The following is an 11,935-nucleotide window of genomic DNA, read 5'->3' as shown; positions in this document are numbered from 1 at the left end:
ATGAATGGAAGAATTTTTTACTTCACTTTACTAATTGCGGTTTGTTTCGGCTCATGTAAAAATACGGCTTCAAAAGAAACGGTATTGCACGAAGAAAAACACAGTCCGCGGCAACCCAACATCGTTTTCATCTTTGCCGATGATTTAGGTTTTGCCGATTTAGGTTTTACCGGAAGCGATACCCATCTGACACCCAATTTGGATAAGTTGGCCAAGGAAAGCGTCTATTTTGATCGGGCATATTCCTCGCATCCGACCTGTGCGCCGAGCCGCATGTCTATAATGACGGGAAAGTACCCGGCACGACTGGGGGCCGTAAGCCATGGCAAACTTGGTGGGGTTGCCCATCCGGGGCCCAATGATAATGGTTTGCCCATGACGGAAACGACAATTGGCGAGGCCTTGAAGAAAGAGGGGTATACTACCGCGCATATTGGAAAATGGCATATCGGCAAAGGTGAGAATAATCCAGGTACGCGAGGATTCGATGTGGATATTGCATCTAATGAGTTTTGTTGCCCAGGGAGTTACATGTATCCTTTTGAGTCGAACAATGAAAAACAAAGGGTGGCTTCAAAAATCCCGGATTTGGAAGATAGGAAACCAGGCGATTTTTTAACCGATGCCCTTGCGGAAGAGGCTGTGAAATTTATTCATTCCACAGATGAGAAACCCTTCTTCCTGAACATGTCATTTTATGCCGTTCACACGCCCATAACCGCCATACCTGAAAAAGTGGAAAAGTATAAAAGGTTGATCGGTCCCGATGCCAGACAGAAGAACCCTACCTATGCCGGCTTGGTCGAACACTTAGATGACGCCGTAGGTGCTATTCTTAAGGCCTTGGAAGAAAAAGGAATAATCGATAACACCATTATCGTGTTTACCAGTGATAATGGTGGGGAAATATTGCACGGTATTACCGATAACTTTCCATTGCGGGACGGCAAAGGTTCTTCTTACGAAGGAGGTACCCGAGTGCCCCTTTTGGTCAAATGGCCGGGCGTTACACAGGTGAATACGGTAAGCCATGAACGGATCATAGGGTTTGATTATTATCCGACCTTTCTCTCTATGGCCGGAGCAAATCCTGATTTACATGATATAGATGGAAGGGACTTTAGCCCCTTGTTGAAAAATCCAAAGGAAAAACTCGAGGAAAGGGACCTTCACTGGCTCAAATACCTTTCGTTGATCCATTATAGAATTCCTATAGCCGATAATAAGAGGTGTTTTGAGACCATAGTCAGTGGCGATTGGAAGCTGCACGAGTATTTTCAAATGCCGGATGGTTATAAGCAACACTTTGAGTTGTACAATTTAAAGGACGACCCTTCGGAAAAAAACAACCTAGCTAATAAATTTCCTGAAAAGGTACAGGAGTTGAAGTTGAAAATGGAAAGCTGGAAAAAAGATATTGGCGCCCCCGTTTACGATATGGAAAAATTTTATGGGCATGTAAAAATATAAACCTAAAAGAACCCTCTAAGACATGAATAAAAAAACAATAGTAATCTGTATAGGAGTCATGCTTTTGGCCACCTTTATGGGGCATTCGCAACTATTCGTTTCTCCCGAAGGCGGAGATAACAACAAAGGAAGCCGATCGGACCCTACCTCCTTTGAAGGGGCTATCGAGAAGGCTTCGGAAATCTTAAAACGGAAAGGAGTACCTAAAAAAGGACTTACCATTACGCTTGGCGGAGGGGTCTATCGATTTAAGAAAAAAATAGTTCTAGGTCCTGAATTTAAGGGGACAGAGGATAGGCCGATAATCATAAGGGCGGCAGCGGGGGAAAGTGTGTTGTTCGATGGAAGTATGCTCATTTCGCCCAAAAATTTCAGTGCGGTAAAAGCCCCCGATGAATTGGCCAGGCTATCCGCCCGAGCGTCGAACAAGATTATGGTGGCCACCATTACCGATACTACAATGTTGGGCAGGTTCAACAAAGACCTGATGCTCAACCTAAGCTATGACGATGTAGAATATTTACCTTCCGTTTTCCCGAATGAAGGCTATGCCAGTTTTGTGGAAGAGACGGTACGGGCAGAAGTGTCTCCTCCGGCCATTCCCGTAGGAAAACAAGATTATGGGGTTCGTGCAGGCTATGTGCCATATTTGGCGAAAGATAAGCCCAGGGGCTGGAAAGGTTCACTGCAAGACCCACGTGGAGCCCAGGCCCAAATAGGGGATAAGGTAAATGAAATGGCCGGCAGTTGGCAACAATGGGAGAACGAACTTAAAAGAAACAATACCAGAAACCAGCTAACCGGTTTTATTGAAGCCAGTTGGCTGTTAAGCTCCCAACCCGTTTACGGTGCTGATGCCGCAACGAAATCCATTCATCTGACCCGTGCCTTGGGCTATGGGTGGGCATGGAGAAAGAACGATAAACCTTTTCGTGTTTTTGGACTTCTATGTGAACTTGACCGGCCCGGTGAATGGCATTTTGACCCATTGACCAATCGCTTGTTCGTTTATCCGCCAACCCCCATAAACGGAAACACCCAAATAGGCTTATCGGTGGCGAATGGCTTTTTGGCCCTAGATGGTACCCGTCATGTTAAGGTAATAGGTCTGTCCGTTAAAAATGTAGGAAGCGGCAGTGTGTATACGATCAAAGGTGAACATAACCTTGTGGCCGGTGCCCAGATTACCAATTCTACGGCGGTGGGAGTTGAAATTCTAGGCACCGACAATGTCGTTAAGAGTTGCGATTTGGTTGATTTAGATGTGCACGTGCGGCTAAGCGGGGGGCTACGTTCCCCTGACGAGATCACTCCAGGTAATAACTTGGTGGAAAACTGCCAAATCTATCAAGATAGTTTTAAACACGAAAAGGTCAATATTGTAATGAACGGGGTAGGGAACATATTTCGTCATAATATGATCCATAATTCCTTGGGACAAGCCATGGTGGTTAACGGTAATGACCATTTGGTCGAGTATAACGAACTCTTTAATATCGGTTATGAGGAAGGTGATGGCGGGGCCATATATTCCGGAGCTGATTTGGGCGGTTTCGGAAATACATACCGCTACAACTTCTTTCATCATTTGATGCACGTACCCGGAAAGGTAGAACGTGCCGGATTGCATTTAGACGATGGTCAATCGGGGGCGACCGTAATCGGAAACGTATTCTATAAATCGGCATCCAAAGGCGCATTTATGTTCGGAGGGGCCGGTCATACCGTAAAGGAAAACGTATTTCTAGAAGGCGATAGGGGAGCCTACTTCGTACAGAGCCTAGGGAATAAAATGTTCGATATTCAAAAGGAAATTGCAGCAGACCCCAATCATCATCGCAAGGGAACTAAGGAAGATTATATCGGCCGCGTAGAAGTGTACACAGGAAAAAGAGGATGGACCAAATCGCCATGGAAGGATAAATACCCATTGATGCGTACCATTTTGAGCGATACTTTGGAGTTTGGCCGCTTATGGCCAATCCATATAAAAGTAGAGGATAATTTTAACTATGCGAACAAGCGGGGCATCGATAAAATTATCGATTATCGCGTCGCTCCCGAAGCTATTGCCAAGTCTAGCGTGAAGAACAATAAAGAGGTTACACCCGATGACTTCGTCGATTACGATGCAATGAATTTTGCCTTCAAAGATGGGAAAAAACATGCGGCCATTCCTTTTGCACAAATCGGATTGTATGTCGATAGTTACAGGAAAAACACACCGGACAAAACCAAATACAGAACGGCCATAAAAGAACATTTTAAAGGTATAGTTAGCGGTCATCCGGGTACCTTGCTTCGAATCGATACGGCAAAATTGGTAAGGGAGGAAAAATAGGGGCGGCCTAGAAAATACTTTAAGCCCGTTTTGTGCACCTTGTTTTTAGGAAGGCCTTATCGGTAGGCGGGTACTAGGCAAGCTGTCTTTTCGGGTAGCCTTGTTGGGTTTGAATGCCCCACGTTTTTCTTGATCTGAAATTTTAAGTTTCAATAGGGGAGTTGACTGCTTGGTAGGATACTACTTAAAATTAAAAGGTTTATATCATGAAAATTCAAAGTATTGCCCTATTGATGTTTTTGAGCATAGTTCTTGCTTCCTTCCAAGTCCGTGCTCAAAGTGAAGAACACGGTAATGAGCTGTCGGTGACCTTGCACGGGGCCAAGGCTACTTTTAAAAATAAGATACTGCAGGTAACAACCGGAAAAGTGGAGCGTACTTGGGAGTGGAGCGGTTCTGGCTTCAAGACGGTGAGTTTTAAAAATACGCGTTCGGGAAAGGAATGGTGCACGGAAAAATCGCCTTATGATAGCGATTGGGATTTGCCGACCAAAATCGATAATGCTTCCCCGGCCCGTTTGATAGCTGTGGAAGGTGTCAGTACCGATGATGAAAAGTTCACGACCGAACATATCTTGGTAAGGGCCTTGGTAAGATACGACTCCGGCATTGAACTGAACTATTTGGTTCGCGTTTACCCTAATGCTCCGGGAATATGGACGGCCCTTGAGGTCAGGGCCATTGACGGGTTTTCGCCAGAGGGCATTCCTGAAGATTTGGCCATGTATAAGTCCTATGGATCGAACCAGCCCATAAAAATTGCGAGAAACGAGTTTATTCCGGTCGATTTTTCGCAACCCAACCAACGACGGTATTGGGGAATTTACAACAATCCCGGAAACCGCGTGAATACCGATGACATGGTCAAGGAGCGTATTGTAAAGGGATACCCTATTTTTCAGGATGAGCAGAATACCTGGGCAAACGGCCTTGTGGTACAGGCCGGAGACGAAGGCTTGATTTTGGTCAAGGAATCGAATAAGACGGTAAACAAATACGGGCACCAGACCGGTAGCTTTTATTGCACGCCCACAGGTGTCGAAGTAACGGGATGGGGATTGAAGCCTAAGGAAATTACATCGGAGTTCAAACGTACTTGGGCTACGTGGAGTATTTTGTACTCAGGAGGTAGTGATGCCTCTGAATTGGCCTTCAAACGTTTTGATCGTATACGTTATCCTGTACAGTTAGATCGAGATATGCATATTTTGATCGATACCTGGGGTAGTGATTGGCAAAATGGCGAATATGATAAAATCTATGGTCGGGAGAATTCTGAATTTTCGGTTATCGAAAAGGAAATAAAATCGGCCGCCGATCTGGGTATAGATATCGTTCGCATCGATGACGGTTGGCAAGAAGGGGCCACTAAGAGTAAAAACTCATGGCATCCCAATACCAACGTGGGCTATGATGCCCACTGGAAGAAAACCAAAAAACTGTCGAAGAAATACAATGTGGGTATCGGCCTCTGGGCGGCCATCCGCTATATCACTCCCGAAGAGCTGATAAAGAACCAAGAACAACTGAATGTGGCTACCTGGAAGTTTGATTTCGATAAACTCGAAGATCACGATGCCTTTGCCGATCGCATTAAGGGGATTCGTGAATTCATCAAAAAAACCGATTATAGTACACAAACATCGTGGTGCCCCGAATACGATGATCAGCGATACGGTTGGTACAGTCCGGCACGTGAGGTCGGCCCGATGTACTTTCAGAACATACAGAACAACTTGCCATCGCATTTGGCCTATGTGCCCTATATCACGCTAAGACATCATTGGATGATGGCAAAGTATTACAATATGAACGATTTACAGGCCCATTGGCAGAATACCTCGAGAACCAATCCCAAATATTCCGATGCGCATTTGCACAGCCAATCCTATGCGGCCATGTCGGCCTTCATGGCGGCACCTTCCTGTTTTATGCTGACACAGCTGCTAAAGCCCGAAGAACGCGACGAACTTCGTGATGTAATCGGAGTTTATAAGGAACACCGTAAGGGGATTTGGGAAAACTATGTGTTTCCTATCGGGGAAGAACCCAACAATGCCGCGTGGACAGGCTTTCAAATTGCCGATCCCGAGAAAAAGGAGGGATATCTCATGATATTCAGGGAAATCGGTAACAAGGATTCCCAAGGAAAAATAGCCCTTAAATTCCTAAACGGAAAAAAGGTAAGCCTAATGGATCTTGAAAAGCCCAAGGCTAACGCGTCTGAAGAAATGAAGGTCGAGAACGGAAATCTTATCCTTACCATTCCTGAACCTGCAGGTTACCGGTTTATTAAGTATGAAACCAATTAAAGGAGGCAGGTGTTCGTAAAGGACAAGATTATAACATAAGTAGATTTCGATAATAGGGGGCAATATTCCTTCTCTAAAAAAACGTTTTACAGACTATGGGAAAATCAGATGCAGTACTAAGGGGAATTTACAAATGCGCATTGATGACTTTTATAATGCTATTGTTTTCATGTGTAGATAAGAATCCCCAAGCATTGATGCTACATACTTCCGGACTGACATTGGGGTTTAATGCAGAAGGGGAGATAAGCAAGGCGATATTTGAAAAAGGGCAGGTTGAAAAAGCGCTTGCAGGGCATTCCTTGCTTAAAGGATGCGTAGTGACCGATGTTCGATTGGAAAAGAAATCGGATGACGAGATCGTATTCTTGAAAACGGTGGAGAACAGTACCACAAAACAGACATTTCAGCTTACGGAAACTTTTAAGGCAACAGAAAATAGCATTCGTTGGGAAATACAGATCAAAGATGATGGTGAAAATTGGTCTACACCCATTCAAACCATTTTGAACTATCCAGCTTCCGAAAATGTAAAATTTTGGGCCCCATGGGCCGACCCAAGGGGCGATTTGAGTGGTGGAGGAACGGATAATAAGGAGATTGCCAATGCCATTATCGGTGAAGGAGACCTAGATGATTTAATGAGTTGGGCCGACCCATTGGAGCCTATAGATGTGGCTGATGGACTTTGGCATTATGGCGCCCCTCGCTATGAATATGAAAATCCAGGTTTGTTGTATTGTCCGTTTCAAGGAGATGTAATAACCATTCCCATGGTAAGCTTTTGGGAGGAAAAAGATGATATAGGACTAAGCTTGGTGCTTTCGCCAGAAGATACTTTACTGGATATTAACGTGCAGACCACTAAGGCTGGAGAAGTCACTTTTTCAAGGTACAACCATAGGATAGGACAAGGAAAGGAACTCACCTTTGCCATGGATATTGTACCGCATCAAGCCGATTGGCGTAGTAGTCTTGGTTGGGTGGTAAACCGTTATGAAAATTATTTTCAGCCCGTCAATCCCTTGGCGGATCAAATAGCAGGTACGGGCGCATACTCCAATAGCGATGTCTCATTTGACGTAGAAAAGATGAAGAAAATGGCTTTCCGGGTAAATTGGAGGGCTTCCTTTGATTTTCCGTATATGGGCATGTTCGCTCCTCCGGTCGACGAAACGGCCGAATGGTCAAGCTTCGTCCGTTTTCGCAATAGGGGTAAAGTGGCCCGAAAAACCACTTCAATGCCTATTATGCAGAACTACGCCAAAAAGATGAAGGATGCCGGTTTTTATGTGCTGAGCTATTTCAATGTAACGGAGTTCGGTACGCAAATCGAATATCCACGGCCAAAATCCACTCGGACAAAAGATACCCCGCTTTGGCGAGATGCAAATGACTACCTCTACGAAAACCTGGCCGATGCTATACTTTTTGCCCCTAAACAACAGAAGGCCGTTTTAGATAAAGGCATATATAGCGTAAAGCCCGGAGATCCTTTTTTTACTTGGGAAAAGGCAATAGCCCTAGATCCCGGTGTTGAGAGCTATCAAAATTTTCTGGTCGGACAGGCCGAGCGTACGGTCGCGGGAATACCCGATTCCTTCGGAATTTGCATTGACCGAATGGATTGGACCCGCTTTTATAACCATAGCACCGATGATGGCGTAAGTTGGATGGGAGAACAACCCGTAGGGTCTTTGTTTATGTCGTGGATGGGCATTATGGAAAAGCTCCATCCCATATTTCACGACGCCGATAAGGTTATCTATGTGAACAACCATGTAAAACGTATTGAACAGCTGAAATATGTAGATGGTATTTTTGACGAGTTCACCTATTCCGGTTCCGCCTTGAATGCCATTGCCTTTTTGGGCAACCAAAAACCAACCTTGGGTTGGATGAGTACCGACAAGCAATTGCTTCCCGATCCCGATCAGGTAATTCAAAAATTCATTTACATGGGCGTTTTTCCCATGGCGCCGTTTCCGGGGAATGACCATTCCATGCGACCTTCGGATCTGGCCGATAAGGTGTATTTAGATTATGGCCCCTTGTTCGATCAAATGCGGGGAAAGAAATGGGTGTTCGAGCCACATGTGATCGCTATTACCAAGGGAGAAGCAAAGGTAAATCTGTTCAAGACCGATGGAGGGTATAGCATTCCGGTGATGTATGCGGGGGAAGGGGAAGCTGTTGAGGTGACCGTGCGAAAAGAAGACTTGGTGAAAGAAGGATTAAAGGTGGTAGCCTATTATCCTGGAGATGAACAGCCAACAGTGCTAGAGACAAGTGTAGAAGCGGGGGAACTGAAAATCAAAACTCCCATCAAACGGAGCTGTGCTATGATCAAGATTGAAATATAAAAAAGGGAAATCTAAAATATGGTGAAATTTATACGTAATTCCGTTTTAACGCTCAAAGGTATAGGGGTAATCTGTAGCTTATTCATGGTTCAGCTTTCCATTGCCCAAGATAAAAAGAAACCCAATATCATTTTTATTATGACCGATGACCATGCTGCCGGGGCAACGGGAATATACGGAGGTCGTTTGGCCGATCTGGGGGCTACGCCAAACCTAGATGCTTTGGCAAAGGAGGGTATGGTTTTTGAAAATTGCTTTGTGACCAATAGTATCTGTACGCCAAGTCGAGCCTCGATTATTACGGGGCAGTATAGTCAGACCAACGGTGTTCTCGATCTGTGGAACGAATTGGATGCCAATAAACAATACCTCCCCCAAGAAATCAAAAAACTGGGCTATGAAACGGCCATGATCGGAAAATGGCACTTGCACCAAGAACCAAAGGCCTTTGATTATTACAAGGTCTTTCCCCTGCAGGGTACATATTTTGATCCTGAGTTTAGGGCTAAAGATAAAGGAAAGTGGCCCGATAATACGGTGCAATACAAAGGACATAGTTCCGATGTGGTCACGGACCAAGCTTTGAATTGGGTGCATAATCGTAAGAATCCCGAAAAACCGTTTTTTCTAATGTATCACTTTAAGGCACCGCATGATATGTTTGAGTTTAACCCCAAGTATGCTTCGTATCTTGAAGACATAAAAATACCTGAGCCCCAAAGCCTCTACGATCAACCTCATTGGGGCTCTGAGGCCACACGTGGTAAAAATGATAGTTTACTGCACGTGATCGGTTCTTCAATTTCGAGTCGCCACCCGAACCGAAATTATGTGGATATATATAAGACAGGGAATTTGCCTACGGAAAAAGAGCGAACAAGTGCCGCCTACCAAGAATATTTAAAACGCTACCTGCGCTGTGTCAAAGGGGTAGATGATAATTTAGGCCGTTTTTTTGAGGATTTAAAAAAAGAAGGACTTTGGGAAAATACCATTATCGTTTATACCTCGGATCAAGGCATGATGCTGGGCGAACACGACTTTGAGGATAAGCGTTGGATGTATGAAGAATCGATACATATGCCGTTTATCGTGAGATATCCAGAAAAGATAAAGGCAGGTTCACGAACGAGTTATCTGATCAACAACACCGATTTTGCACCTACCCTGATTGAACTGGCCGGGGGAAGGGCTCCCGTTTATATGCAAGGGAAAAGCCTAAAACCCATTATGGAAGGAGAGCGACCCGATGACTGGCGTAAGGCAACCTATTACCGCTATTGGATGCAGATGATCCACCACGACATACCCGCACATTTTGGATTACGGAGTGAAAATTACAAATTGATCTTTTTCTATGGACGATACCATAACCTAGAAAAAGAAGGAAGTCTTTCTATGTATTGGAACGATGAGGAGCATTCCAATAAGGTGGAACCTACTCCCGCTGCCTGGGAATTCTACGATTTGAAAAACGATCCCGGAGAACTGGTCAACGCGTACGGAAATCCGAAATATCAAAACATCATTCAACAAATGAAAGCTGAGCTGAAAAGCACGAGGAAAGAACTGAATGAAGAAGATGATAAATATCCCCATTTACAGGAAATCATAGTCCGCCATTGGAACGACGAATAGGTCAAACGACCATATTCGCATGGCCGGAACTTTAGAATAAGGCCCTATATCTCCGACCTCGTTGAACGACGTTTGGGTTTTGGCCAGACCGAATACAAGTTTCAGACAACTACTCTTAGGTAAGATCACGGCTACTTTTTGATAGGCTGTGGTTACCTCGTTTTTGTAATTACATATTTTTTGAGGGATAATCTTGATATTTTAACATATTATGAGCTTTATTTTTAATAAAAGGTTATTTTTTATTTGCACAAATAATATATTATTATAATATTTGAGGAAATAAAAATAAAAGCAATGCCAGCAACCCGATCCCTTCCGACAGAACAATTAGAGGCTGTACCTACAGATGCTCCGGATCGCTTATTGGTAGGGAAGGTAAAGTTGGGGTGTGCCCTGTCTTATGCCAAGCTCTTTGAGCTTTACGGCGACAAACTTTATTATTTCGCCTTGGGGTATATAAAATCGCCAATCGAGGCAGAGGGTGTGGTACAAGACGTTTTTGTAAAGGTTTGGGAGAAGCGCGAATCGTTAAAATTGGAATGCTCCTTTAAGTCTTACATTTTTACAATTGCCTTTAATTTGGTAAAAAAGGTCTTCAATAAGAGGAAGCGTTTGCGTAAGTATATTGATTCAAAGGAAATTATACATGGGTTTGATTTTTCTACGGAGCATCAAATCGAATATAATTTTATGATGGAATGGTTGAATAACCTAGTGGGCGAAATGCCGGAACGGAGAAGGGAAACCTTTATCCAGAGTCGGTTCAATGGTCTTCCCGTAAAAGAAATCGCCAAGGAGATGAACGTTAGTCCCAAAACCGTAGAGAACCAAATAACGGCGGCCTTAAAATTTATCAAGGCGCATTGGGATATCGATGTGGTGTCTAAACGGTACAAGGCCAAGCCGAAGGTCAAGTTGGCCCAAATCGAAGCGGCAGAATTAAGTTGCTAGTGTATACAGAGACATTGAAGGGCATGGTAGATTATATTATTATATTTTTTAACGTAAATTCCGGTATTTTGATAAAAACACATTTAAATTCAGGAATTTGAAGAATAAAATACCACTATACCATAAGGTTTACGACTACCTTTTAAAGAAGATAGAGAAGGAATTCAATCCAGGGGATCTACTGCCCACCCAATCTGAAATCGCCAAAGAAACGGAGACTAGTTTGATTACGGTCAAAAGGGCCATTAAGGAATTGGAAGCTATGGGCTATGTAGAATCTAAGGCAGGAAAGGGCACAACGGTCAAGAAGCCCCAAATTGTCGATAGCCATGTGGGCGTATCAAGTTGGACGGACTCTATAATCGGTCAGGGGAAAGTACCGAGTACGGCTTGGACGAAAATAGAAAAAAGGGCGCCGAGCCATAAAGTTTCGGCGGCTCTGGGTTTAAAGGCCCGTCAGAAAACCATTTATGTAGAACGGCTCCGATTGATCGATAGTAGGCCTATTTGTTTAATGTACAATGAAATGCCCATGCACTTGGTGCCGGGGTTTAACGAAGAAATAAAACTAGAGGAATCGATCTATACCTATTTGGAAGAGAATTACGGACTTATCGGTGTTTCGGCCGATGAGGAAGTATATGCAAGGGAGGCTACCGCTTATGAGATCAATATCTTAAAACTAAAATCGCCCATCGTTTTGGTTATCGAAAGAACATCGTATCTGCAAGACGATACGCCTTATGAGGCGTCTTGCATCATTGCTGCCGCCGATTCTTACGTTTACCGTTCCAGACAGATCAATAAAACGGTAGACACCGAAATATTACGAAACTTATTAACCGAATAAACATACT

7 protein-coding genes are annotated in these 11,935 nt (G+C 44.0%); all 7 read left to right on the top strand.

Features of this window, described 5'->3' with window-relative positions; all coding sequences use genetic code 11:
* The 7 genes from ZOBGAL_RS01580 (at position 1) to ZOBGAL_RS01550 (ending at position 11,928) form a co-directional block, all read left to right on the top strand.
* Positions 1–1,470 (top strand): sulfatase, encoded by a 1,470-nt coding sequence (locus ZOBGAL_RS01580; RefSeq protein WP_013991722.1) that lies wholly within the window; start codon positions 1–3, stop codon positions 1,468–1,470.
* 22 nt (positions 1,471–1,492) lie between these two features.
* Entirely contained in the window at positions 1,493–3,811 is a 2,319-nt protein-coding gene (locus ZOBGAL_RS01575) for a right-handed parallel beta-helix repeat-containing protein (protein ID WP_013991721.1), read from the top strand.
* A 206-nt stretch (positions 3,812–4,017) separates the two neighbouring features.
* Positions 4,018–6,123, top strand: a complete 2,106-nt coding sequence (locus ZOBGAL_RS01570; protein ID WP_013991720.1) for an alpha-galactosidase — start codon at positions 4,018–4,020, stop codon at positions 6,121–6,123.
* Between the two features lie 95 nt (positions 6,124–6,218).
* Positions 6,219–8,486: a hypothetical protein gene (locus ZOBGAL_RS01565; protein ID WP_013991719.1), complete on the top strand. Its 2,268-nt coding sequence runs from the start codon at positions 6,219–6,221 to the stop codon at positions 8,484–8,486.
* 18 nt (positions 8,487–8,504) lie between these two features.
* Positions 8,505–10,124: a sulfatase family protein gene (locus tag ZOBGAL_RS01560; protein WP_013991718.1), complete on the top strand. Its 1,620-nt coding sequence runs from the start codon at positions 8,505–8,507 to the stop codon at positions 10,122–10,124.
* 297 nt (positions 10,125–10,421) lie between these two features.
* Positions 10,422–11,078 (top strand): RNA polymerase sigma-70 factor, encoded by a 657-nt coding sequence (locus tag ZOBGAL_RS01555; RefSeq protein ID WP_013991717.1) that lies wholly within the window; start codon positions 10,422–10,424, stop codon positions 11,076–11,078.
* A gap of 97 nt (positions 11,079–11,175) precedes the next feature.
* Positions 11,176–11,928, top strand: a complete 753-nt coding sequence (locus ZOBGAL_RS01550) for a GntR family transcriptional regulator (protein ID WP_013991715.1) — start codon at positions 11,176–11,178, stop codon at positions 11,926–11,928.
* Positions 11,929–11,935: the final 7 nt, after the last annotated feature.

Source organism: Zobellia galactanivorans (assembly GCF_000973105.1).
Taxonomy (GTDB): domain Bacteria; phylum Bacteroidota; class Bacteroidia; order Flavobacteriales; family Flavobacteriaceae; genus Zobellia; species Zobellia galactanivorans.
This window is presented reverse-complemented; position numbering and strand designations above follow the sequence as displayed.